The organism is Chryseobacterium sp. TQ-BC-N36 (assembly GCF_058382295.1).
Map to the genome: position 1 here is coordinate 1983195 of NZ_CM178175.1, position 24360 is coordinate 2007554.

The window sequence follows — 24360 nt, forward strand, 5'->3', positions numbered from 1 at the left end:
TCAGTTTCTTTCAAAATCAGTAGTCTGATTACTTTCTATGTTTTCTTTGTTCAAAGCATGTCTCCGTCCTTTCAGGAATAGTAACAGATTCAGAAGCATCATTATTCCCAGATATATTGAAAATCCTCCGATTTTTTTACTCAGCGCTACCACCAGCCTTTCCACGGTTTCAATTTGAAAGAATTCTATGATGCATAAAGCAAAGCCAATATTTAAAAGATAAAAACCTATTTTAAAAAGAGAATTGGTTGCCATGGCAATATCTTTTTTCTGGTGAAAAATATCAATCATGAATGTTTTTGAATTTTTAAATAAAAACTGGGAGACCAATACGGTAAGGGTAATTACGATCGGTAAATAGATCATGTACGCTGAAAAATTATACGTTGCGGTTAAAACTGTAGCTGCCATAATAGTATTATTTTAATGTTAATTTATTTCTTAAAAAGTAAAGCGCGAAAATGTTCATATAATGTAATACACAGAGGATTAAAACGATACTTCCTACTCTCATTGCTGTAATACTTATCATTTCCTCCAGGCTGTTTATTTTGTTCCAGGTTGTAAGATTGATAGCGATATATCCTAAATTCAACAAGTAATAACATCCAAGAAGTATCCTGTTAATTGTCAGGCAGAGACCTTCATCATGGAGCAGATATTTTAAATACGCTTTTCCTTCATGGTAACACCTTCTTCCTACATCAATCGTTATGTATGAACTGATGGTTAAAAACAGTATATATGAAACAATATTGAACATTTTATAAATTTTATATTTTCAGTAATTTCTGAAAGTTTATTTGAAATAAAAAAGGATTTTCATCCTTTGATTATTGCAGTTTATTTTTCTTAAGATACTCTTTTATAGCAGACCAGATAGAAAACTTGCAGGTGCTATCTCTAATCGTGTCTGATTTTCCTTTATTATAGAAAATATATACATCTCTGGTAGTACAATCACCATCTTTCGGAATTTCCCTTATTTCATTTTCAGTTTTTACAAAATAAGCCCATGTTGTTCTATCTATCGCTTTTAGATTTCCACCTTCCTGGCGGATAAAATAATGATTATTTTTATTTATAACAGTTATTGAGTCTTTTTCCTGATGAAAGCAACCTGTAGATTTAAAGACCAATTTTGCTTCTGAATCTTTTAGGTTTTCAAAAACTGATTTGTTATTTTTTTTTACCAAGCTGTCAAGAGCGATTCTTATTCTGTACGTTTTAGATTCATCTACTTTTATTTCTTTTCTGATAGTTTCTCCAAAATTATTTTCGTAAACAAATGAGTATTTTCCTTCTTTTATGCTGTCCAGTTTTATATTAGAATTTAAAGACAAGGCCCACTTTTCAGGTTCTAAAATTTTGAATATCTTTTCATCCTTGTAAATTTCAATCTTATACAAATCATTTATCTTATGATTATAAGGATCAGAATTTTCTTTATAAATGTCAAAACCGGCATTCACATTTTTCTGGCAACTGATTATTAAAAAGCCTGAAATAAATAATAAAAGAAGATTTTTCATGTGTGGAATCATTCGTTTATTTCAACAGATTGGTAATCTTCCCTACCAGCCAGTGGTCATCACTTTTGATGGCCAGATCCATGATATTGTTGATTTTTCCGGTTACCGAACTGAAGTCATTCATCAGCTTGATAAATTCCCTGGCTTCTTCTGAATCCTTATCGTCAATATTCTTTAATTCTTCCAGAAAAGAAATGACAGGTTCAATTTCTCTTTTTCTGCGTTCTTTGGTAATTTGCTTGAAAAGGTACCAGACATCTTTTTCTGCAACGAAATATTCTTTTCTGTCTCCTTTTATCAGCTCTTTTTTCACAATCCCCCAGTCGATCAGGCCGCGAAGATTCATATTGGCATTTCCTCTTGAAATCTCCAGCTGTTCCATCACTTCATCGGTAGAAAGTGGTCTGTCACTTGCCAGAAGCAGTGCATGCACCTGTGCCATGGTACGGTTGATTCCCCAATTGGTAGCAAAGGTTCCCCAGGTCTGAATGTATTTTTCTTTTGCTTCTGAAAGTTGCATCTTGTTTTTCTTTTAAATTTCCTGTAACAAATATAATTATATTTTTTGAACTTTCAATAATTTTTGAAAATTAATTTAAAAAGATTTTTTTTTATCCTTGTCAAGGTTTTAAACCTTGACAAGGATAAATGGATGTCTGTTTCAGTTTATAAAATTAAGGCTCAATACTGGTTGTAATCCCTTGATTCCAATATTTTGCTTCCGGCATATAATAGAGGTACACGTTACTTGATTTCCCGGTATAGGTTCCCGCAAATTCCACTTTAAGATCAAGATTGATGGTTTTTATTTCTCCTGCACTAAAATGTTCCCAGTACAGCACCAGATAATTATCAAAAATTTCATAATAGGAAATCTGTTTTTTATCAATCAGGTCTTTCAGCAAAGCATTCTGGAGGGTCAGGCCTGCAGGAATACCGATCTTCGCTATGGTCATGGGTAACTGGCCGTTTATTTTATTTTTAACGATGACAGTCAGTCTGTTGGTCTCTCCTACTTTTGATAATCCTGATTTTAATTTTATTTCCAGAGTAAGAGGAATGTCTTTGCTTTCCGGAGCCTGAAGGGTATGATACTGATAATCCAGTTTATAAGGTAATCCGTTTTTAGCCGGATAATAGATGCTGATATTATTTTCTCCTGCTTTATAGGCTGATGAAAGGCTGATGTAGGGAGAGGTATTTGCCTTATTAATCTTGATTACAGGTTTCTCTGTTCCATACAGCTTTTCATTTTTTGATAAAAAGTCAGACAGTGCCTGTACTGCCAGTGTTGTTGCCTGGGTGGAACCAAAACCATAATATCCGTTTAAATTAATAAGCTGATCTACTGCCTCTGCTATTTTCAGCTGATTCAGGCTTTCATCTTTCTGAAGTGCCATAATGTATAGTGAAAGTGTTTCCGCTTCTGCAGACCTTCCCCACCATGAGCCTGTAAAAGTGATGTCGCATTTCAAATTCTTTGTTTCATATTGCTTATCCATAATTTTCATCAGCTCATCATATTCTTTCTGTTTTCCGAGATAAGCAGCAGCATTGGCCAGCAAAGCCAGCTGATAGGAATCCTTTGTAGCCAGAGCTCTTTTCATCATTATATTAAAAGAGTCTTCAATCTCATTTTTAAAGCCTACTTTGGATAATGCATATACAACGTACATATTTCTGGCCCAGAAATATTCAGAATATTCCCTTTTTAACTCATAGCCTTTTCTCACTTCAAACAGTCCATTTCTATTTTTTCTGGATAAAATAAATGATGAAAGTCCCTGAATAAGCTTGGTATCCGGATTGACATATTTCTTTAAATCCGTAAACTCCAACAAGGCAAATGCTGATACCGCCACATCAGATTCTTCACTGTTGAAATACCCGAAACCTCCGTCTCTATTTTTATAGCTCAGCATTTTCTGGAAGCCTTTTTTCATATTTTTAATCACCAGATTCTCCGTAGATGTATCGATCTTTTTACCGGACTTTAAATAATCCAGAATAAAAAAATTAGGATACACTGTTGAAGAAAGCTGTTCAAAGCATCCATAAGGTTCCTTCTTTAGTTGTTCCAGATTGTCAAACAGCTGTAAAGCACTGTTTTCAAACACATAATATGAGGAATAAAGACTCCCGTTGATATATTCAGGAATATTGATTTTTATATCTTCAGTTTTATTATTGATTATAGAAAACTTATGTGGGAATCCCTTCTCTTCTACTTTAAAAGGAAGGATCATTGTTTCCCTGAAATCTCCGGATCTTATGCTGAACTGGATATTGGAATCCACAATTTCATCAGTCTGTATTTTGACAAATAATCTTCCTGATTCCAATGGTTTTAAGGTGATCAGGCTGTCAGAATGAATCAGTTTTACATGATTGGGTACGATAACATCCATGGTCATTTTCCTGATTTCTGAGGAATTATTTTTAAGGACAACAGGAATCATCATCTGATCGGTTCTTGTCAGATACTGAGGAATTTTGGCATCTATTGAAATAAGGCTCTGCGCCGCATAGGCTGTTTCATCCCTTCCTACAAGTCCTGATGCCGCAATCCCTTCTGTAATAATTCTAAAAGTAGTATTGGCATCTGAGTTATAGAATTCCACGGTTGCCTTCCCATTCTTATCGGTTTCCACCACTGGGTTCCAGTACAGGGCTTCCCTGTAATCAAAACGATAAGAAGTATTGGTGGTTTTATACTCAGGATAAGCAAATTTTCTTGATCCGGTGTATGAAGTAAGCTTTCCGTATGGCACGGCTTTTACGGCAAGATAGGATTTCGGGGTAATGTCAACATTGATTTTTGAGCTGTTATTTTTACCTGAATTTACAATGACTACCCCATTGGCAGCACGGCTTCCATAAATAGCTGTAGCGGCAGCATCTTTGAGAACAGTAACACTGCTGATATCATTCGGATTAATAGTAGTATTGAAATTTTCTACCGGAACACCGTCTACAATAAATAAGGGGCTTTTATTAGTAATAGAAGAATTTCCTCTGATATTGATCTGCTCACCGGCTCCTGCCTGGCCCGTCCCTGTAATTACTAATCCTGCGACTTTCCCATTCAACAGAGAAGTTACACTGGCATTCTGAATTTCCATAGAAGAAGCAATTGTTGAAGAAGCCATGGCTGATTTATCCTTTCTCATACTGTAGCCCAATACTATAACTTCTTCAATTCTTTTATTCTGAATCGTATCAGATCTTGAACGCCCTGGCTTATTCAGCGTTTGGGTATTATTCCTGTTTTCTGTCTTTATTTCCTCTTTTCTTTCAGCTTCCTGTACGATTTCTTCCACATCTATATGAGACAGATTCTGTTTTATTAAAGGATTAATATCCAGATTATAAGATAAAATATGGATTTTAACCTGATGCCTGGGCTGAAAAGATTTGGCAATGATTTTATAGGAATCATCCGCATTTAAATCTGAAAAATAGAACTTCCCGTTTTCTGCAACAGTCTGTTTGAGAATTTTTCTGTTGTCTGTATTCAAAAGAAAAACATCAGCTTTTACCGGTTTTTTGTTTTCATCTTCTACCACTCCATAGATCGTATTTTTCTTCTCGGGAAGGTATTTGTATTTATCAGTTTTCAGAACCTCCGGGATAAGCTCAAAATAGCGATAGCCATTTGTCAGCATCACAAGGTCTAAGCTTTTATCTGCTTTTTCTTCTTTTTTATCAAAATAAAACTGTGGCTTTTCAATTTTCCCTTTCAATTCAGAGTCCATCAGAAGCCAGGAAATGATATGATTCTGTTTGTCATCAGCATAGGTCCATAGCTTATCATCTACCACACTTACTCCAAGATTAGCAGGAACAGGTTTATTATTTTCATTGGTAGTTTCAATATCCAGGATTACTTTTTCTCTTGGCAGATAATACTGTTTTACGGGCTTAACTTTCACATTCAGCTGATTTACCTTATTGGTAAAAACAATACGCTCTGCAAGAGGAATATTATCTTCCAGCACTGTAAACCTGCAGATTCCCATCGGAAAATCTTTTTCAGGAATTTCGAGTGTGGTGCTTCCAATTTTTAAAGAAAGAGCTTTAGTATAGACTTCTTTCTCACGAAAACTTCCTTTCAGAATAATTGCTTTTTCCTGGGTTGAAATGATGGTAACAGTCAGCTTTTTATTTTCATTCTGAATATTGAAAATCAGCCCGTTGTCTTTTGCCACCGGAAAAGTATAAGTCCGGGCAATATTTTCCGGCTTCACAATTTTTGCATAATAACTTTCTCCTTTTTCAGGGGTAAACCGAAAACTTCCCATTCCGAAATTATAAGCTGAAATTTCCTTTATTTTTTCATTCCTCTGGTTATAAACCGCCAGAACAGCATCTACAGGTTTTTCAAATTCATCCAGAATTTTAAACGCGATATTCTGTTCTATTCCATTGATAAAAGTTCCGCCTTCAGGCAGAAATCTCACATCCAGATTGTTCAGGACAACTGGGATATTTCTGGAAACAGATTCTGTAAATCCATCAAAATTCACTTTGATGTTCAAAAGGGCATCAGAAGATTTTAACCTCTCAGGAAGCTTAAAGATCAATTGTTTTTTCCCTTCTTTATCGGTAATAAATTTTCCTTTTGAAACGGTTTCTCCATTATGCATTACTGTGAAATCTGCTTCATAGAAAGGAATAGGAAGATTGCTGAGGCTTCTCATCGAGAAATCGGCAGTCACCTCATCTCCAGGGCCATATCCTTTTTTAGGGAAGTCCAGTTTCATAAGAATTCTTGGTGATACTATTTTCTGGAGGGTAATTTCTTTTTCAAAGGCATTTTTACCTTCTTCATTCTGCATCCAGTTGGTAAAAGCTCTGATCTTATAGATTCCACCTTTCATATCTTCAGAAAAATAAAAATACCCTTCGGCATATCCATTGGTAATTTCATATTTCATTTTTTTTACAGCACTTCCCGCCGGATCAATGATTTCAAAATTAACCACCTTGCTGTTTTCTGCCGGAAGATTATTATTTCCTTTTACAACATATATTTTAAAATACATTTCCTCACCGGGTTTATAAAAAACATGGTTGGTCTGAACATACGTTTTTTCTTTTTCAAAATCCTGAAATGACTGCTGCCCTTTCACAGAAAAGGATAACAATAATAAATACAGCAAAATGATATATATTGAGATAAACTTGAGATTCATGAGTTAAAATTTAAGTGAAACAATACATCCGAATGTTTTAAAGGAAGGAAGGTTGAAAAAATCCAGTCCCCTCCCGTTATCCATATCATAAAAATTCTGATTGGGATCTGCTCCTTTATTAGCCTGCCAAAGCATTATATTATTCACATAAAAAGTCAGTTTAAGATTCTGTTTCCCATAATTAACCGGAAAAGTGGATGAAAGTGAAATATTGTTGATTCTTATATAATCTGCCTTTTGAATATAACTTTCCGCTACCCCCAGATAGCCATACCTCGACCATCTGTTTTCCAGAACATTCCGGTTTGGGTCATAAAAATCTACGGGAATCTGATTAACACTTCCATTGGAATGCACCCCCTGAAAAACATAATTCTTAGTATTTCTTTCTTCTCCTGAATCATAAGACCGTCCGTAATAATCGAGAACAGCCTGTGTTCCGTTCCAGAGCTGTCCTCCTTTTTTCCATTCCCAATTGATATCCAGAGACAGATTTTTATAAACCAGACTATGATTGAACTTCATCACAAAATCTGGTGTAGGATCCGCAATCATTTTCATTCCTTCTGCTTTTTTAGGGTATCCGAACTCATCAATGATCAGCTGACCGGCTGCATTTCTCTCAAAATAACTTCCAATGACAGATCCTAAAGCCTGCCCTTCTGTCAATGTTTTGTAGATATCTTTAAATCCAGAAACGGCCAGATTCTGATATCCGGGAGCGATACGGTCTACGATATCTTTATATTTGAAAAATGAAACTTTATGGGTTGTATACATATCATATCCAAGGCGCAGCCTGTCATAGGCAAAATTGAATTCATATCCACTGTACGTATGGTCTGCTGCATTTTTCAATTTCAACAGGTTGTTTTCAAAAACAGGAAATATGTCGTCAGTATTTTTTCTGTTGAAATATTCACCCTCCAGGCTTATATAATACCCAATATTCAGCCTGCCTCCTACTTTCCATTCTTTGGTGTTGATATTGGATAAACCTCTGAAACTTTCCGCTTCCAGTACCGGGAAATACTGATTATAATTTTCTGCATTCAGCAATGTGGTCGCGTAAGAGGCGTATGATCTGGTAATTTCCGGTTCGGAGCTTAGCTGTGTGTAACTTCCCAGTAATTTGAAACTGTAATTATTCCAATTGAAGATATCACTGAATTTTAAATAAAAGTTAGCCTTTGGAAGCCAAAAATTATTTTTAAGGGAAGTATTGGATATATAAAATGAATTTCCAAAATTAAAACCTGCTTCAAAGTCATAATCATGAATTTCCATATTATAATTAAAAATATGATCCTGTGAGGTTCTCTGATAGAGATCCTGGTGATTGGTCAGGCTGTTATAGACATCAGATTTTTTATCATTTAGAATAAAGTTCAGAGTGAAAGTATTTTTAAAATCATAGTTTCCCAGAGTATATGAGCCCAGTATATTGGAATAGTATGAACTGCTGTTTTGAGTCCTTTCATTCAGTATACCATTGCTGAAGCCATAAGCAGAAGGCTTATACTGATCCAGGTTCCGGATATTGTTAGTATCATAGGACTGACTGATACTCAGTTTAAAATCATCCCAGTTTTTCATAGCATTAAGGCTGAACTGTCTTTCAAGTTTCTGATAACGATATTTACTGTCCTGCTCAAAAAGAAATGAAGGGTTGTCTGCATATTTACTGTAACTTCTCTGTAAACCGTTATTCAGAAAAGTATTTTGCTCATTTGAAAAAGAAATGGGAGTCAGCAATGAATTCTGATACGCCCGATTGAACAGCCCTATTCTATTGGTATTGGTTGCCTTATCTTCTTCGTAATTAAATGCAAGATTGATGGAGTATCCCCCCATTTCTGTATTTAGTTTTGCTTTAAAGGTATTCGCAACATCAAACTGATCTATAAAATACATCTGATTTTTCTGTTGGCCCAAATTCAGTGAAAGTCTGATTTTCTCGTTATATTCTTCTTTTATAAAAGCGTTTACATTCAGCTGGTTGTTGTATCCTACCGTTGTTTTAAAGAGGCTGTTATCATATCTTTTTGCATGTTGCAATCCGTCAATCCACGGGATCAGTCTTCCGTTCTGATCGTATTCATAAGCTAATCCATTAAAACCCAAAGTAGAAATATCAGGGCCAAAGCTGAACATTTCGTTCGTCTCAGGACCTTTCCATACAAGGCTTCCGCTCTCTGATCTTCCCTGTACATATCTGCTTTGAGTGACCGGAACAGCATTTCTGCTTTTAATGTCAAAAGATGTTGTAAAGCTTCCATTAAAAAGCAATGTCCTGTTATTAAGCCGTTTTAACGTGTAAATACTGTCATTTCTTTGCCGTAATTTTCTTATCTGTACAAAATAAGAGTGGGATTTCTTACTTAAATGAGTCTTCGTCTTTTCAATACTGAAATCATCTCTTGCTTCCTTTGAAACCAGGCTGTCATAATCTTTGCTATAAATATTTCCAACACTTTTCTTTTCTGTCTGACTTTCTAAAATAGTTTTTAATTCCCTGAGTTCATAGGCAAAAATAACATGGGTACTTTTACCCTGATTCCAGACAAGAGTATCAGAAGGTTGGGCAGCAATAATGGCAAACCCTTTTTCATCGGTCAGTTCATAAATCCCGCTATTTTTATTATAAACCTTTAGAAAATTCTGTTCTTTATTTTTAACCGTTAAAAACTTTCCGGAGTAATAGAGTTGTGAGTTTTGTGCCTGTAAAAGGGTAATGGTAAATGGCAATAACAGCAAATAATTCTTTTTCATCAGTTATTAGTATGCTTAAAAATATGAAAAAAGAAATTTCCGGGGAAATTTCTTTTTTCATAACAATTAATTTTTAATGACCTTAAATGTTTCCCATTGATCGTTAGTAAAAACACGCACAAGGTAAATTCCCTGAGGATAAGAAGTTAAATCAATTGTATTCTTACCTTCCGGCAGTTTTTCTTTTCTCATAATAATTTTTCCGGCAAGATCATACACAAAAAGTTCTTCAATTGATTTCTTTGTTTTTATGTGCATCAGTCCTTTTGTCGGGTTCGGGAATATCACCGTCTTACTATCAATATTACTGTCAATTTCTTTCTCCATTTTTTTATTGATATGATCGTTTGAAATTCCTGTCCCGCATTCCGGTAAAAGTGCTCTCTGAAGAATTAATCTTAATAATAAATCATTGAGTTTTTCAACCTCGTAAGAATCTATAGTGGGTTTGATGTGGCTGTTTCCTATTCCGCTGTCATCCGTAAGGAATGTATATGTACCATTCGTAAGTAAGGCAAATGTCCGCATCAGGTATTCTGTCTGCTTATCAGTACCACTGGCAGCCAGGGGAATAATTGTAATTCCTTTCTTGGCTGCAGTCTTTATTGTATTATATAAATCCTTTATATTCTGTTCCGAATGGTGTGGTGGGGCATCCAGAATTAAAAACATTATTTTGGCAGAGTTTTCATGGCTCCATTTCAGATCATCAACTGAAACTTTCAAGGCTTCAACAACTGCTTCCGGTGTATCTCCACCACCGCTGGCATTTTGTTTTTTAATAAATCCAATAAGATTTTCTGCTTTTTCTGAAAAATCGAATTTCCGGGTCACATATTCATCTCCCTGATCTCTGTAAAAAACTGATCCATACCTTACCGTTGTATTTTTTAACTTTCCTTCCACTTTTTTCAACACATCCAAAAGTTCAGACTGAAGATAGGAAATCTCATCACCCATAGAACCTGTAGCATCCACTACAAAAGCAAGATCCAATACCCGTTTTTGCTGGCAAGACTTATCCAGGATAATCAGATTTTGTCCATTTTTAAAGGTTCTGAGATTACTGCTGATTATCTGCCCTGAAGCATCGGATAAATAATATTTGCCTGAATCTGGGCTTTCATCAGTCATGGGAGATATCCATAATTCTACATTCCCCAGATTATCGGAAACTGCTTCCCAAATAATATTTTTCTTATCATCCAACAGCTTTACTCTTTCACCTGTAACAGGTCTTCTGTCTCTATTGACCAATTGAACAGAGACTCTTTTATCTGGAAAGAATTTCCATGTATTTTTATACTGGTCCAAAGTAGGAACAGCAATATCTTTCCAATAATCCCATTTAGAAAAATCATTAACTTCTCCTGCTGTCAGCTGTCCTGCTTTCGGGAATTCTTTTTTGGGCTCTTCAGGTTCTTTTAATATTTTTTCTGCACTGTCTGAGGAAACTTTTTTGAGTTTTTCCATTTCTTCTTCAGATAGCCCTATTGTCGTAATTACAACAACTCCGTTATTAGCTTTGCTTCCATAAAGAGCAGCAGCTTCTAAACCTTTCAGTACTTTTATTTTTTTTATTTTTTTAGAATCCAGAGTGTTTAAAAACTCAGATTCCTTACCTAATACAGTTCCGTCTACAATATATAAAGGTTTTGTAGAACGACTATCTATACTTTTTGCTCCTCTGATTATTACTTCATCACGCCTTTTAATACCCCCTGCTACTTCTATTCCAGCAACCCTTCCAGCCAATGCAGATACGGCTGCTGGAGCATGCACAGGAATTTTATCTGCAGAAGCAATCATAGCCGTTGAAGATGACATGATCTCGCTCTTAACTGTTTTTGAATACCCCATTACAACAACTTCATCAATACTTTTTGTCTTTAAGGTATCCCTGTAGATTTGGGGTAAAGATGGTATTATTTTATCAGGAGCTTCTACAGGTGGGATATTGGAGATATGTGGAGATTTGTATTGACCTGTTCCTATACCCGGTAAAACATGATGCACCAAAGGAACCGATTTTGTTACAGGCAGCTCTTCTTTTCTGATATTATCTTTTATTGTACGGTCTATTTTTGCAATATCTGTTGGGTTAATTGGACCTCTTGAAGCTGTATTCTCTGCTATTACTGGTTTTAAAGGTTCTGCAGCTTCTTTCTTATTCATAAAATAAAATGCACCTAAACCAATTACCAGACTTGCAGCAATGCTATAGGGCAGCCAGAGAGGAATAGTTCTCTTTTTCTCTTCTTTTTTATCTAATTTCTCTTCAATCTTCCCCCATACTTTCTCAAAACCGGGAAAAACAGTTGGTTCTTCAGAAAGCCTGGACGCTTCATTGAATTGTTGATCTATATGATTATTTTCCATTGTTGTAAAAGTTTAAATGTTTTGATTCCCTAAAAGTTCCTGCAGCTTTTTCCTTGCAAAATTGAGCTGAGATTTTGAAGTCCCTTCGCTGATGGAAAGCATAGCTGCTATTTCTTTATGAGGGTATCCTTCAATGGCAAAAAGGTTGAAAATTGCCCTGCAGCCCTCCGGCAGGAAGTTTAATAAACTTAAGATATCTTTTTCCAGCGAAAGATTTTCCGTAGTTCCTTCAGAATGATTCATGGAACTTTCTTCCAGAGAAATAAATATTCCTTTATGGGCTCTTAACTTTTGCAGACACTCATTCACTGCAATTTTTCTCGCCCATGCTTCAAAAGTTTCAGCATTCTGAAGCTGGGTAATTTTTGTAAAGATTTTGTAGAATGTATCGGCCAATACTTCTTCTATATCTTCGTCATTTTTTAAATAGCGTCTGCAGACTGCGTAAAGCCTGCCTGCCATCTTCTCGTACACTCTCCGCTGTGCATTGCGGTTGTTACGCTGGCATTCCAATAATAATTCTTGTTCCATAGTCAGGAGTTATATGAATATAGATGCAGAAATTTTTGCGGAGGTTGGAAACATCATCAACTTTTTGTAAAAAGGGTAAAAAGTAAATTTATAAATGAGTTTATACTTTTTTCATCTTTTTTTCATTTCAAATTTAACTTTTCCTTCGGTAACAAATCTCTATTATCAACGACTATTAATACAAATAATCTTTTTACAGTAATGAAGAATGCTAAAATTGCATCATTACTTTTTGTTTTGTCTGCAGGAAGTATGATGTTTGCCCAGGATGACTTAATCAATAAGTTAAAAAACAACCACTCACAAAATACTAATTTCCAGTTCACAACGTTAAAAGACGTTGGCGCAACTTCTGTAAAGAATCAGGGGTCATCAGGAACCTGCTGGAGCTACTCAGGAAACTCTTTCCTTGAATCTGAAATGCAGAGAATGGGCAAAAAACCTGTAGATCTTGCTGAAATCTTTACCGCAAGAAACTCTTATCATGATAAGGCGAAGTTATATGTGCTTAACAATGGAGCCATCAGCTGGGGTGACGGAGGAGAACTTCACGACGTAATTAACATGTATAAAAAGTATGGAGCCGTTCCTCAGGAAGTTTACACCGGGCTAAAAGCCGGGCAAACCACGAACAACTTCAAGGAAATGCAGGGAAAACTGAAATCGGTTCTTGACAGCCTTGTTCAGAGTTCCTCAAAAGGAAAACTTACGGATAACTGGATGGATCCTGTAGATGCTATTCTTGATGAATATTTAGGAAAAGTACCTTCCAGCTTCACCTATGAAGGGAAAAACTACACTCCGAAAACATTTGCCAAAGAAGTAGTAGGAATCAATCCTGAAGATTATGTAGAGCTGTCTTCTTATAAAGATTATCCTTATTTTCAAAAATTTGTAGTTCCGATTCCTGATAACTGGAGCCATGATTCCGATTGGAATGTTCCTATGAAAGACCTTACTGCAATTATTGACAATGCTGTGGCTAAAGGATATTCAGTAGGCTGGGCAACGGACGTTACTGAACCTTATTTTTCTTACAAAAACGGGGTAGCTTACGTTCCGGACATGGATCTTGATCAGATTACTGCAGAGAACAAACTGACTTTGTTTACAGAGCCTAAAAAGGATAAAACAATCACCGAAGATATGCGTCAGAAAGCCCTTAACAACCTTTCTACAACGGATGATCACGGAATGCATATCGTAGGATTGGCAAAAGACCAGACGGGTAAAGAATATTATATGGTCAAAAACTCATGGGGAGTAACCAATGATTTTGCCGGATATATTTATGTAACAAGACCTTATGTTGAATACAAATCAACAGCGATTCTTGTTCACAAGAATGCTATTCCTAAAAGTATCTTAAAGCAGCTGAAACCTACTAAGAATATTGGTTTATAAGAAATCATTTCTGTCACCTTAGTGACAGTTTTAGATATTTAAATCTGTTAAAACCCGCTTCCGGAAATTCCGGAAGCGGGTTTATTTTCAGAACATACTTTTTAAGAATATATTTCACATTCATGTGTAAAGTATTGTTTCGTTTTCAAAAAATATTATATTTGTATGAATCAACAAATTATTAAACATGAAAAATCTAAGAAAATTAACAAAAACTGATTTAAAGAAAATCAATGGAGGAAATGCTCCTGATTGCCCACAAGGTACGACAGCCTGCTATATTCCTGGCAGCAATGGTATCCCACCTCGTTGGAGATGTGTTCCTGATACAATGGAATGTCCTTAAAATTGATTGACAGATTCAATCAAATATCAATCTGAATAATAACACGTACAATCAATAAATTATTAAACATGAAAAATCTAAGAAAACTGACAAAAACTGATTTAAAGAAAATTAAAGGAGGAAATGCTCCTGTATGTGAACCTGGTTTTATTGCATGTCGCCACAGAGCTGAAAATGGTATTCCTGCTTACTGGACATGTGAACCTTCAGAAACAGGATGCAGATTCTAAGGAAGTAGAAACAAACAAAAACCCGATTTCAGGATTTCTGAAATCGGGTTTTTTAATAAATAGGTGAAAATTAAATATAAAATAAAGTGAATTATGCTGATTTAACACCAGTAGATTGGCAATTCAGCTTCGCCAGTGAATAAAATATGCTGGTAAAAAATTGACTGCGAAGCCTATACTTATCATACCTGATATTAAAATAAAACGCTCATACTTTCTGCTGAAAAATCCAGAAGAGCTTCAGTATTTCCGTCTTTGATCTTCTGTACCCATTGGTAATCCTGAAGAATAGCCCTACCTACAGCAACAAGATCAAATTCTTCATTATCCAGTCTTCTGATCAGCTCTGTAAGATCTGATTTTTCTGTTCCCTGCCCTGCAAAAGCATTAAGGAAATCTCCGTTCAATCCTACGGAACCTACTGTAATAGTTGGCTGTCCGGTAATCTTTTTAGCCCATCCTGCGAAATTTAAGTCTGAACCTTCAAATTCAGCCTCCCAGAAACGACGCTGTGAACAGTGGAAAATATCTACTCCTGCTTCTTTTAATGGTAATAACCATTCTTCCATTTCATTAGGGGTGAACGCCAGTCTGGTTTTATAGTCCTGCTGTTTCCATTGTGAAAGGCGGATAATAATGGTAAAATCCTCTCCTACTGCTGCTCTGATCGCTTTTACGACCTCTACAGCAAACCGACTTCTTTCTTTTAAAGTTTTACCACCGTATTCGTCAGTTCTGGTATTGGTTACTTCCCAGAAAAACTGGTCGATAAGATATCCGTGTGCACCATGAATTTCAATACAGTCGAAACCAAGATCTTTTGCTGCTTTTGCAGAGGCTGCAAACTGAGAAATGGTATCCTGGATATCTTCAATGGTCATCGTAGAAGCTTTTTCCATAGGAACAAGAGGATAGTCCTCTGACATTCTTGTATCTCCAACATGCCAGATCTGAGGTCCCATTTTACCTCCATTATGATGTACAGTATCAATTACATTTTTCCAGCCGTTTAAAGCTTCTGTTCCATAGAAATCCGGAATATTCTGTAGATTTTTTGATCCCGGTCTGTTGATCACAGTTCCTTCAGAAAGAATCAATCCTACCTCCGAAGCGGCTCTTCTTCCGTAATAATCTGCAATATTCTGAGTAGGAACTCCATTGTCAGACTGTGCTCTGGTCATAGGAGCCATTACGATTCTATTTTTAAGCTGTAAATTTTTGTATTGAAACGGTTTAAATAATGATGAAGTGCTCATATTTAAATTTATATTTTATAATTGTTACACAAAGTAACTAATAATAGTTCATTTTTGTATCTTTTATTGAAAAAATAGTGGTAACTTCGCAGTAACTTACATTAGTAACATCAAAGTAACATATGAAACGACGGTTCAGATGATATTAAAATAAAGATCTCTCTATGAAAAAGAATGAATTAATGCAATACAGCTGTCCTCTGGGCAAGGCAATGGCTGCTTTGGGAAGCAAATGGAAACCCATTATTGTTCTGGTCATTAAAGACAGAAAGTTACGTTTTGGAGAACTGGCTGTACGCATTAATGTTATTTCCAGAAAAGTACTGACAGATCAGCTTAGAGAAATGGAAACCGATGGGCTTGTGATCCGTGAGGAGTTTAAAGAACTTCCTCCAAGAGTAGAATATTCTCTTACAGAAAAAGGATTGGCTTTGTTACCTATTCTCTATTTGCTGGAAGAATGGGAAGCAAAATACCAGGTGAAAGGGCATGCAGATAAAGACTGTACTTTTTTGAATGATGATAAGAAAAATAAAAAGGCTGTGAATGTTTGACGGTTACTTTTAAAACAATACTGAAAATCATTTATTAATTATCTGGCTTACTTTTTATAAATAAGGATAAAATAAAAAATATAATTAAAAACATAGTAAGCTGAATCAATAAAACTGGCCATATACCTGGGTCAGCATATCTCCATATAAAACTCAAAATTGATACAGGAAATGTTACTAATATAGCATATGAAGTCCATTCACCGTATAATGGATCATTACCATAAGCTGAACATACTGCCAATGTTCCGGTTCCTACATATACTATTGAAATAATGAGTGCCCATTTCCGGGATTTCAAAAATGAAGTGATGGCTTTCATTTGTCTTGTTTAATATGATTGAGTACTTTCAAAGAGGTAAGTGTATTACGAAAAAGTAAGTATATAGGTTCAAAACCATTTCTGATGCAAATTTGCAGAAAAAATTTCATTATGAATTACAAAGACATTGCAAAAGAAACCATTGGAAACCTGTATAAAGCACACAACAGCATCAGAAAATCCGGGATTGATGAAAAACTTATTGCTTTAGTGGAGCTAAGGGTGTCTCAAATCAATGGCTGTGCCTATTGCTGCAGCTATCATGCGAAAGAACTTTCTGATTTCGGCATTGAACAGGATATTATTAACAGGTTTCCGGGCTGGAAACATACCAATGCCTTCAATGATCAGCAAAAGTTGATTTTAGAATGGGCAGAAGCTGTCACTTACAGCAAAGATGATTGGGAAAACACTAAGGCAAAACTTATAAAGCATTTTACAGAAAGAGAAATTGTGGAGCTTACTGCAAGCATTACTTTAATGAATACGTTGAATAAATTGAGGATTACTCTGGCTGAAGAAGATTAAAATATACAGTGCCGGCAGAAAACGACAATAAAGAAATTTTGATTCTAATTTTTCTTTAAAATCAACATATTAGCAAAAGGAGTGAGTTTCATATTTTCTATTATTTCCATTTCTGCCGGTGAAATTGATTCTTTCCATTGTTTCTGACTTAAAAAATGAAAAGCTCCGATATTAAAGAATATAAAATTGGTAACATCTCTAAACTGTTCAGATATAATGATCAAACCTCCTTTTTTCAAAATCCTTTTAGATTCTTTAAAAAACAAGACTCTTTTCTGATGATCAAGAATTTCATGAAGTGCAGTGACTGCCAGAATGATATCCTGGGATTCATTTTCAAAAGGTAAAATATCAGGTGAAATTCTTATTTCTTTAGGATTGGGAGGAAACATTTTTTTAGAAACCTCAATTCCACTTTCATCTTCATGTCTGTTCCCATAAATATCACAAACCGTAAAATTTATATGGGGATATCTTTTTTCCATCTTAGCTGACAAAGGATCAAAGCTTGCATGAATAACAACCACATTTTCAATTTTTTCCCAATCTACAAACTCCTGTAAATTATTCAGTTCATACAAATCAGATTTATCATAAAGTATATAAGAAGCTGTAATAGAAGCCAATATGTTTAAAATAATAAGACACCCCAAACTTCTTAGTAATATGATCCATAAACTTGAATTGATCTGAAAAGAAAGTATAAAAAGAAATAATGAGATTAAAATCCCAAGTACTATTTTTTTATAATTGAATAAAATGACAAGCTGAGTTATTTTCATTTAATTAGTTTTTGAACAAATGGTTGATTCTCAAATTTACAATTTTATGTCTATTTCTAAAAAACAAAACCGCTCCCAAAAGGAAGCGGTTTTACAATTTATCTGAAATCCCAATTAGAATATCGCTGGATATTTCTGAGGATTTGTTTCATTAAACATTGCGTAGATTTTTTCTACCATATCGTCTGTAGATGGCTTGCTAAAGTAGTCACCATCACTTGCGTAAGCAGGTCTGTGATCATTGGCAGAGATCGTCAACGGATCTGAATCCAGATATCTGAATGCTTTCTGCTTTTCTAGGATCTGCTGTAGGATATATCCTGTAGTTCCACCTTCCACATCTTCGTCAATTACTACTAATCTGTTAGTTTTCTTAACACTTTCAGCAATTTCATGAGATAAATCGAAAGGAATCAACGACTGAATATCGATAACTTCTGCAGAAATACCCAGTTTTTCCAATTCGTTAGCGGCTTCCGTTACAATTCTCCATGTAGAACCGTAAGTCACCAAAGTAACATCTTTTCCTTCTTTGGTAACTTCAATTTTCCCTACAGGAACAGTGAACTCACCTAAGTTATCCGGTTGCTTTTCCTTTAATCTGTAACCGTTCAGACATTCTACGATGATTGCAGGTTCGTCAGCCTGAAGCATAGTGTTGTAGAATCCTGCTGCTTTCGTAAGGTTTCTAGGCACCAATACTAAAATACCTTTTGAAAGATTCAGAATACCCGCCATTGGAGAACCAGAGTGCCAGATTCCTTCTAATCTGTGACCTCTCGTTCTGATAATTAATGGAGCTTTCTGTCCTCCTTTGGTTCTGTAATGCACGGTTGCCAGGTCATCACTCATTCCCTGTAAACAATAAAGAACATAGTCTAAGTATTGGATTTCAGCGATAGGTCTCAATCCTCTCATGGCCATACCAATGCCCTGTCCAAGGATGGTTGCCTCACGGATTCCTGTATCAGCAATACGCAAAGCCCCATATTTCTCCTGCATTCCTTCCAATCCCTGGTTAACGTCACCGATGTTTCCGGTATCTTCTCCAAAGATCAGCGTTTCAGGATATTTTTCAAAAATTTTATCAAAGTTATTTCTGATCACCACTCTTCCGTCCACTTCTTCAGAACTGTCGGAATATACAGGCTTGATTTCCTGCACATTTTCAGCTTTCCATTCGGACTGAGAGTATAAGTGAGAAGAATAATTATCTTTTTCAACAGCTGTCACTTCATTGTATTTCTGTATCAGCTGAGCTCTTTCTGCAGAATTTGTTCCTCTTGTTGCCAGTAATGTTTTTCTTACCAGGTGGAAGATATCTTTTTTAGCTTTGGAGACCAATTTACTGAACTGAGCAATATAAGCTTCCACTTCAGCATTCTGCCCTTTCAGATTTTCCACTAAAGGTAAAATAGACAGGGTAAGTTCTGAAATAGCCTTCTGATAGTTTTCCCATGCAGTTTTCTGTCCCGCTTTTGCAGCTTTTTTAGCTTCTTCATCAATGGTATCCAGTTCTTCGGAAGTAGCAATGACTTCCTCTTTCCCATCAATTTCGATAGAATAATCCAGAATCCACTCTTTGAATTTTACTAATCCGTCAAACTCAGCCTCCCAAGCCAGACGTTCTTCGTTTTTATATCTTTCATGAGATCCGGAAGTAGAATGTCCCTGAGGTTGAGTCACATCTACCACATGTACTACTACCGGTACACTTTCTGTTCTTGCAAAATGTTCTGCCTTGGCATATGCATCCAATAGTGCAGGATAATCCCAGGCTTTCACCTGAATAATCTCACATCCCTGATTTTCTCCTTCTTTTCTCTGGAAACCGCTAAGCATTTCACTGATATCAGCTTTTGCTCTCTGGTTTTTGGTAGGAACTGAAATTCCATATCCGTCATCCCAGATAGAAACAATCATAGGAACCTGAAGCGCACATGCTGCGTTCAGCGTTTCCCAGAAGTGTCCCTCTGCAGTAGAAGCATCCCCGATAGTTCCGAAAGCAATTTCATTACCTTCTTTTGAGAATTTTTCAGATCCGTCAAATTGTACACTTTTATAGATTGTAGAAGCCTGAGCCAATCCCAATAATCTTGGCATCTGTCCGGCTGTAGGAGAAATATCAGAAGAAATATTTTTCTGAGCTGTCAAATCTTTCCAGCTCCCGTCTTCATTTAAACTTCTTGTTGCGAAATGCCCGTTCATCTGTCTTCCGGCTGAAGCAGGTTCTCTTTCTACACTGGTATCCGCATACATCTGAGCAAAGAAACTTTCTACTGTCAAGGCACCTATTGCCAATGCAAAAGTCTGATCCCTGTAATATCCTGAACGGAAGTCTCCATTTCTGAAAACTTTCGCCATTGCAAGCTGAGGAAGTTCTTTTCCGTCCCCAAAAATTCCGAATTTAGCTTTTCCTGTGAGTACTTCTCTTCTTCCAAGATAAGACATTTCACGAGAGATCCTTCCTAACCTGTAATCTTCAAGTATCTGATTTTTAAAATCTTGAAAGGATATTTGCTGTGTTTCAATATAGGTTGTTTGCATAGCTAAGTAAAAAAGTTTTTAATCTTCAAGTATTCTGCTAATATACACTTTTTAAATTAATTTTAATTTTTAATAATCTTTTTTAAAAATTTGATAATAAAAAAAATTGTGCTTTACTTTGAAAAAAATTGTAAAAGATGGAAAAAAAGTCACCTCATATTCTGAATGCATCCAGCAATCTTTTAGGTTTTTCACTGATTATCATTACCTCCCTGAAAATCGCCAGAATCAGTCAGAATACGTATTTAGACGAATTTGCAGGATTTGCCTGTATTCTTTTTGCATGCAGCTGCTTTTTTTCTTTCCTGGCCATCAGAACACGGAACATAAAGCGGGAACACACGTTTGAGAACATTGCGGATTATTTATTTTTAATCGCTTTATTTTGTATAGTCCTGGCTGTTATTATTGTAACCCTGAAAATTATTTAACTTAAAATTTTCGCCCAATTGTACAATCCAGAGTAATATATAATGATATCAGATATCAAAATTTAGAAATTTTATGGTATTAATATTACTTATCTTATTCTCTGAACTTTTATAGTCGTATTCAGGTTATTTATATTTCTGAATAAAAGATAGTATAGCAGACAAATCACATTCTTAATATAAAAGAGAAAGTGTTCTGTATATAATTTCAGTTTCCCGAAACCATGTACAAAACACTTTATTTTTTAATTGTATTGTAAAGATATAATTATATCTTCTGAACGGTTACATTGGTAACATTTCCACTTCCTGTAGATCCTGTTTCTGTGGCAATAATCGTAGCATTTTGATTGGGAGCTGCTGTAAAACGGATCTGATACCCCGCAGTAGGAGCTACAATTACAGTTGTATAATTCATCAGTTCACCTACCGTTCCTGAAGAAGCAACCGCATTATAATGGCTTCCCCTTCCCAGGTAATTGGCATCCGGTACAGGCCTAATGCCGATGAGCAGCTGGGTATCAGCAGGCATATTGGTAAAGCTTGCCTGTAAAGTTACCAGATAATTCCCGGCCTGATTAAAGGTCAATACTCCGGTTCCTGTATTATAAGAGTAGAAGGGAGAAGTTGCTAATGGTGTAGCGAATAATAAAGTGGTAATAGTAGAAGAATTAATGTTCTGGTTAGCTGCTAAACGAGCATGAAACAGCGAATAAGCAGTAAAGTCTATAGTCTTCAGCACTCCGGTAGCGTCAGCTACAACAACTCTGTCAGTTCCTCCGATACCTACATTCGAATTAATATTGCGGATACGGGCATTTCCAGATGCTACATCCAATTTTTCAGTTGGGAAAATTGTTCCTATCCCTACTTTAGCACCCGAAGTGACACTAAAATCATTATCCTGTTGAGCAGCAGAAGGAGTTCCCGTAGCAGGGTTGTCTTTGGATCCATCAATATGAAATGTTGTTTGGGGATTCTGAGTACCTATTCCCACTTGTGCATACATAATAAAGCTTGAATTGATAGCACATGCTATCATCATTGTTTTGATTTTTTCCATTATTTGTTGTTTTTTTGTTATGACAAATAAACAAAAATTATATTGAAAACCAATAAATTATTAACAAGCACTTTATTTGAATTATGCAAAATATTAGTTCACAGCAATTTACCGGATAAAAAAAATCAACTAATCACAACTCATTGAATTATTGAAAGTTAAGATGATTTTCTTCCCAACCATAAGTACACCATATTTATGCAGGCTTAAAAAGAAATAAGAGAAAAAAACTGGGAATAACAAAAGAATATTTATGTCAGAATTTTCTTTCAATGACATAATCCAGCATAATATGCAATGATTTTCTTGCCTCAGAATCCGGAAATTCATTCAGGATATTTTTTGCTTTCTGTTGGAAATCTTTCATGACCGTAACGGCATATTCTAATCCTCCGGAGCTTTTAACAAATTCAATAAGCTCTTTTACCCTTTTTGGATTATTATTATAGCGTTTTATCGTATCAAAATAATACTTTCTATCCTTTTCGTTCGCTGTCTTCAGAGTATGAATTAAAGGCAGCGTCATTTTCTGTTCTTTAATATCAATTCCTACCGGCTTCCCGATCACATTTGAACTTAAATAGTCGAAAAGGTCATCTTTGATCTGGAATGCCATTCCTGTAAAGGTGCCAAAATCCATCATCTTTTTGGCTAAAGCTTCATCCGCATTGTTGGAAAGAACGCCTATCTCACAGCATGCTGCAATCAGTGTGGCTGTTTTCTGACGGATAATTTCATAGTAAACATCTTCGGTAATATCAAGTTTTCTGGCTTTTTCCAACTGAAGGAGCTCTCCTTCGGACATTTCGCGGATGGTTCTGGAAATCACTCCCAGCAAATCATAATCTTTATGGTCAGTAGATAATAATACAGATTTTGACAACAGGTAATCACCTACCAAAACTGCAATTTTATTTTTCCACAAAGCATTGATTGAAAAGAAATTGCGACGCTTAAAACTTTCATCCACCACATCATCATGTACCAGCGTGGCGGTATGAATCAGCTCAATCATAGAAGCTCCACGGTATGTCTTTTCCGTTACTTCACCCACAAGTTTGGCACAAAGAAACACAAACATAGGACGCATCTGTTTTCCTTTGGTGGTTACAATAAAACGGGTTACTTTATCCAATAAAGCTACTTTACTCTGCATTGATTCATAAAACTTCTGTTCAAAAAGTTTCATTTCATCATTGATCGGTCGTTTAATCTCTTCTACAATGTTTGCCACAATCTGCGATGCTGGGTGAATAATTATTAATTCTCACAAAGATAATTTTTTTCGCTCAATTTTAAGGTAAAATTAATCTTTGAGTTGATCTTTCGGAATAAAATAAAATGAAGGTTTTGCAGTTCCCAATGGAGATCTGAATCTTTCTCCTGATATATAAATTCCCGATTCATCTACGCTTATTCCCTCAATCTGGCTTAGTGAAAGTGCCGTTCCCAGATAATAATCCTTAGGCTTCTCTTTGAAGAATACTCCCGGTCCGGTTTCTGTAAAGATATCTAAAAAGACCTCTGTTTTTTTGGTATAGCCCACCAAATAAAGCTTTTTATCAAAATAAGAAGCATCTGTTACGACAAAGCCTGTTTTATAAGTCTCTATTTTTTCTGCTTTCTGTAATTCTGAAATTTCAGGATCTACGATATAATGAGAGGTTGCTTTTGAGGCCCATTCTTTGGTAAATATGTGCAGCTTTCCATTCAGATAAATCATGGCTTCCGCATCGAAGTCGTTCTTTGTATTTTTAGAAATAAACTCAGTCTGTTCGGGATAATAAAACAGAATTTTCGTTCCATCGAAAGCCCTTTCTAAACCTGGAATTTTAATGGCATTAGATTCATCAAGACGTTCGTAAGGAACTTTGTAAATCATCAGATCCTTTCTTGTTCCTGTATTGTTTCCGAAATCTCCGATATAAAAATTTTCACCATCGTTGGTTAAGGCTTCCCAATCTGTATTGACTAAATTGGTTTTCAGTGTTCTGATGATTTCACCACTCTTTTTATCAATTTCAAAAAGCTCAGCCGGATTTCCGCTGTCGTTGAATGTATACAGCTTTCCGTTTAAAATATTCAGTCCGGAAGTCTCTTCAATTTTATCGCCAAGATAACCTACTCTGTATTTTTTTATTTTCAGAAATTCTGTCCGTTGGGAAAAGGCAGATTGAACAACGAAAAAAGCAATAATCAGAAAAAGTTTTTTCATAAGACAAAAATAGGTTTTTTATTGCGAGTTGGGTGCGAAGTTTTGAATTACGGGATACAGGTTTGATATTCTGGGATTAGGAGAGGTTATTTTTTAATGCTAATGACGTAAGGATTTTTAATTACTCGTGAAGATTTTATGATCACAAAGGAGTTTCACTTAGCCAAGGTCTTTACTTATTATATCTTAATTTTTCTGTGTTACTGTTTTACTCTCTATTCTAAAAATAGAAAAACGGACCAAAATAGCCCGTTTTTCCCTTAGATTTCTATT

General features: G+C 35.6%; 20 protein-coding genes. 6 read left to right on the forward strand and 14 right to left on the reverse strand.

The genetic code is table 11. The features are described from left to right. The 7 genes from AC3FI7_RS08880 to AC3FI7_RS08910 form a co-directional block, all read right to left on the reverse strand. The gene (locus tag AC3FI7_RS08880; RefSeq protein WP_142726211.1) at nt 1–411 is read right to left on the reverse strand and encodes a hypothetical protein; all 411 of its coding nucleotides are present in this window, start codon (nt 409–411) and stop codon (nt 1–3) included. A 422-nt stretch (nt 412–833) separates the two neighbouring features. Continuing rightward, a complete protein-coding gene (locus tag AC3FI7_RS08885; protein ID WP_142726209.1) occupies nt 834–1532 on the reverse strand; it encodes a hypothetical protein in 699 nt (232 codons plus the stop codon). A 16-nt stretch (nt 1533–1548) separates the two neighbouring features. Further along, entirely contained in the window at nt 1549–2052 is a 504-nt protein-coding gene (locus AC3FI7_RS08890) for a GbsR/MarR family transcriptional regulator (RefSeq protein ID WP_142726208.1), read from the reverse strand. Nucleotides 2053–2206: 154 nt separating this feature from the next. After that, on the reverse strand, nt 2207–6727 hold the full coding sequence (locus AC3FI7_RS08895; protein ID WP_491461875.1) for a TonB-dependent receptor plug domain-containing protein: 4521 nt from the start codon (nt 6725–6727) through the stop codon (nt 2207–2209). Between the two features lie 3 nt (nt 6728–6730). Then, on the reverse strand, nt 6731–9499 hold the full coding sequence (locus AC3FI7_RS08900) for a SusC/RagA family TonB-linked outer membrane protein (protein WP_491461876.1): 2769 nt from the start codon (nt 9497–9499) through the stop codon (nt 6731–6733). 66 nt (nt 9500–9565) lie between these two features. Beyond that, entirely contained in the window at nt 9566–11878 is a 2313-nt protein-coding gene (locus AC3FI7_RS08905; protein ID WP_491461877.1) for a T9SS type A sorting domain-containing protein, read from the reverse strand. Between the two features lie 12 nt (nt 11879–11890). Then, nucleotides 11891–12409, reverse strand: coding sequence for an RNA polymerase sigma factor (locus tag AC3FI7_RS08910; RefSeq protein ID WP_142726204.1), 519 nt, complete (start codon nt 12407–12409; stop codon nt 11891–11893). A 201-nt stretch (nt 12410–12610) separates the two neighbouring features. Between AC3FI7_RS08910 and AC3FI7_RS08915 the strand changes: the two genes are divergently transcribed. The 3 genes from AC3FI7_RS08915 to AC3FI7_RS08925 all read left to right on the forward strand — a co-directional run bounded on the left by AC3FI7_RS08915 (nt 12611) and on the right by AC3FI7_RS08925 (nt 14389). Next, complete coding sequence (locus AC3FI7_RS08915; RefSeq protein ID WP_142726203.1) at nt 12611–13813, forward strand: C1 family peptidase; 1203 nt, start codon at nt 12611–12613, stop codon at nt 13811–13813. Between the two features lie 187 nt (nt 13814–14000). After that, nucleotides 14001–14159, forward strand: a complete 159-nt coding sequence (locus tag AC3FI7_RS08920) for a bacteriocin-like protein (RefSeq protein ID WP_172617139.1) — start codon at nt 14001–14003, stop codon at nt 14157–14159. A 68-nt stretch (nt 14160–14227) separates the two neighbouring features. Beyond that, nucleotides 14228–14389 (forward strand): bacteriocin-like protein, encoded by a 162-nt coding sequence (locus tag AC3FI7_RS08925; RefSeq protein ID WP_172617138.1) that lies wholly within the window; start codon nt 14228–14230, stop codon nt 14387–14389. Between the two features lie 194 nt (nt 14390–14583). Here the strand turns inward: AC3FI7_RS08925 and AC3FI7_RS08930 are convergent, their stop codons facing one another. Further along, nucleotides 14584–15645 (reverse strand): NADH:flavin oxidoreductase, encoded by a 1062-nt coding sequence (locus AC3FI7_RS08930; protein WP_142726202.1) that lies wholly within the window; start codon nt 15643–15645, stop codon nt 14584–14586. 164 nt (nt 15646–15809) lie between these two features. Between AC3FI7_RS08930 and AC3FI7_RS08935 the strand changes: the two genes are divergently transcribed. Then, complete coding sequence (locus tag AC3FI7_RS08935) at nt 15810–16199, forward strand: winged helix-turn-helix transcriptional regulator (protein WP_142726201.1); 390 nt, start codon at nt 15810–15812, stop codon at nt 16197–16199. Nucleotides 16200–16233: 34 nt separating this feature from the next. On the opposite strand, the gene AC3FI7_RS08940 is transcribed toward AC3FI7_RS08935, so the two are convergent. Continuing rightward, entirely contained in the window at nt 16234–16521 is a 288-nt protein-coding gene (locus tag AC3FI7_RS08940) for a hypothetical protein (protein WP_142726200.1), read from the reverse strand. A 111-nt stretch (nt 16522–16632) separates the two neighbouring features. Here AC3FI7_RS08940 and AC3FI7_RS08945 point away from each other — a divergent pair, with 111 nt between their 5' ends. After that, nucleotides 16633–17049: a carboxymuconolactone decarboxylase family protein gene (locus AC3FI7_RS08945; protein WP_142726199.1), complete on the forward strand. Its 417-nt coding sequence runs from the start codon at nt 16633–16635 to the stop codon at nt 17047–17049. Between the two features lie 44 nt (nt 17050–17093). On the opposite strand, the gene AC3FI7_RS08950 is transcribed toward AC3FI7_RS08945, so the two are convergent. Continuing rightward, nucleotides 17094–17831, reverse strand: a complete 738-nt coding sequence (locus tag AC3FI7_RS08950; protein WP_142726198.1) for a methyltransferase domain-containing protein — start codon at nt 17829–17831, stop codon at nt 17094–17096. A 114-nt stretch (nt 17832–17945) separates the two neighbouring features. Then, nucleotides 17946–20378: an alpha-ketoacid dehydrogenase subunit alpha/beta gene (locus tag AC3FI7_RS08955; protein WP_142726197.1), complete on the reverse strand. Its 2433-nt coding sequence runs from the start codon at nt 20376–20378 to the stop codon at nt 17946–17948. Between the two features lie 137 nt (nt 20379–20515). Between AC3FI7_RS08955 and AC3FI7_RS08960 the strand changes: the two genes are divergently transcribed. Beyond that, entirely contained in the window at nt 20516–20809 is a 294-nt protein-coding gene (locus AC3FI7_RS08960) for a hypothetical protein (RefSeq protein WP_142726196.1), read from the forward strand. 268 nt (nt 20810–21077) lie between these two features. On the opposite strand, the gene AC3FI7_RS08965 is transcribed toward AC3FI7_RS08960, so the two are convergent. From AC3FI7_RS08965 to AC3FI7_RS08975, 3 genes are all read right to left on the reverse strand, one after another. Then, nucleotides 21078–21872, reverse strand: coding sequence for a hypothetical protein (locus AC3FI7_RS08965; protein ID WP_491461878.1), 795 nt, complete (start codon nt 21870–21872; stop codon nt 21078–21080). A gap of 256 nt (nt 21873–22128) precedes the next feature. After that, nucleotides 22129–23106 (reverse strand): polyprenyl synthetase family protein, encoded by a 978-nt coding sequence (locus tag AC3FI7_RS08970; protein ID WP_142726194.1) that lies wholly within the window; start codon nt 23104–23106, stop codon nt 22129–22131. Between the two features lie 72 nt (nt 23107–23178). After that, a complete protein-coding gene (locus AC3FI7_RS08975; RefSeq protein ID WP_491461879.1) occupies nt 23179–24087 on the reverse strand; it encodes a hypothetical protein in 909 nt (302 codons plus the stop codon). Between the last annotated feature and the right edge of the window lie 273 nt (nt 24088–24360).

Excerpts from the sequence above, each read along its gene's own strand:
- AC3FI7_RS08880 (WP_142726211.1), bottom strand. The coding sequence starts at position 411 with ATGGCAGCTACAGTTTTAACCGCAACGTATAATTTTTCAGCGTACATG.
- AC3FI7_RS08885 (WP_142726209.1), bottom strand. The coding sequence starts at position 1,532 with ATGAAAAATCTTCTTTTATTATTTATTTCAGGCTTTTTAATAATCAGT.
- AC3FI7_RS08890 (WP_142726208.1), bottom strand. The coding sequence starts at position 2,052 with ATGCAACTTTCAGAAGCAAAAGAAAAATACATTCAGACCTGGGGAACC.
- AC3FI7_RS08895 (WP_491461875.1), bottom strand. The coding sequence starts at position 6,727 with ATGAATCTCAAGTTTATCTCAATATATATCATTTTGCTGTATTTATTA.
- AC3FI7_RS08900 (WP_491461876.1), bottom strand. The coding sequence starts at position 9,499 with ATGAAAAAGAATTATTTGCTGTTATTGCCATTTACCATTACCCTTTTA.
- AC3FI7_RS08905 (WP_491461877.1), bottom strand. The coding sequence starts at position 11,878 with ATGGAAAATAATCATATAGATCAACAATTCAATGAAGCGTCCAGGCTT.
- AC3FI7_RS08910 (WP_142726204.1), bottom strand. The coding sequence starts at position 12,409 with ATGGAACAAGAATTATTATTGGAATGCCAGCGTAACAACCGCAATGCA.
- AC3FI7_RS08915 (WP_142726203.1), top strand. The coding sequence starts at position 12,611 with ATGAAGAATGCTAAAATTGCATCATTACTTTTTGTTTTGTCTGCAGGA.
- AC3FI7_RS08920 (WP_172617139.1), top strand. The coding sequence starts at position 14,001 with ATGAAAAATCTAAGAAAATTAACAAAAACTGATTTAAAGAAAATCAAT.
- AC3FI7_RS08925 (WP_172617138.1), top strand. The coding sequence starts at position 14,228 with ATGAAAAATCTAAGAAAACTGACAAAAACTGATTTAAAGAAAATTAAA.
- AC3FI7_RS08930 (WP_142726202.1), bottom strand. The coding sequence starts at position 15,645 with ATGAGCACTTCATCATTATTTAAACCGTTTCAATACAAAAATTTACAG.
- AC3FI7_RS08935 (WP_142726201.1), top strand. The coding sequence starts at position 15,810 with ATGAAAAAGAATGAATTAATGCAATACAGCTGTCCTCTGGGCAAGGCA.
- AC3FI7_RS08940 (WP_142726200.1), bottom strand. The coding sequence starts at position 16,521 with ATGAAAGCCATCACTTCATTTTTGAAATCCCGGAAATGGGCACTCATT.
- AC3FI7_RS08945 (WP_142726199.1), top strand. The coding sequence starts at position 16,633 with ATGAATTACAAAGACATTGCAAAAGAAACCATTGGAAACCTGTATAAA.
- AC3FI7_RS08950 (WP_142726198.1), bottom strand. The coding sequence starts at position 17,831 with ATGAAAATAACTCAGCTTGTCATTTTATTCAATTATAAAAAAATAGTA.
- AC3FI7_RS08955 (WP_142726197.1), bottom strand. The coding sequence starts at position 20,378 with ATGCAAACAACCTATATTGAAACACAGCAAATATCCTTTCAAGATTTT.
- AC3FI7_RS08960 (WP_142726196.1), top strand. The coding sequence starts at position 20,516 with ATGGAAAAAAAGTCACCTCATATTCTGAATGCATCCAGCAATCTTTTA.
- AC3FI7_RS08965 (WP_491461878.1), bottom strand. The coding sequence starts at position 21,872 with ATGGAAAAAATCAAAACAATGATGATAGCATGTGCTATCAATTCAAGC.
- AC3FI7_RS08975 (WP_491461879.1), bottom strand. The coding sequence starts at position 24,087 with ATGAAAAAACTTTTTCTGATTATTGCTTTTTTCGTTGTTCAATCTGCC.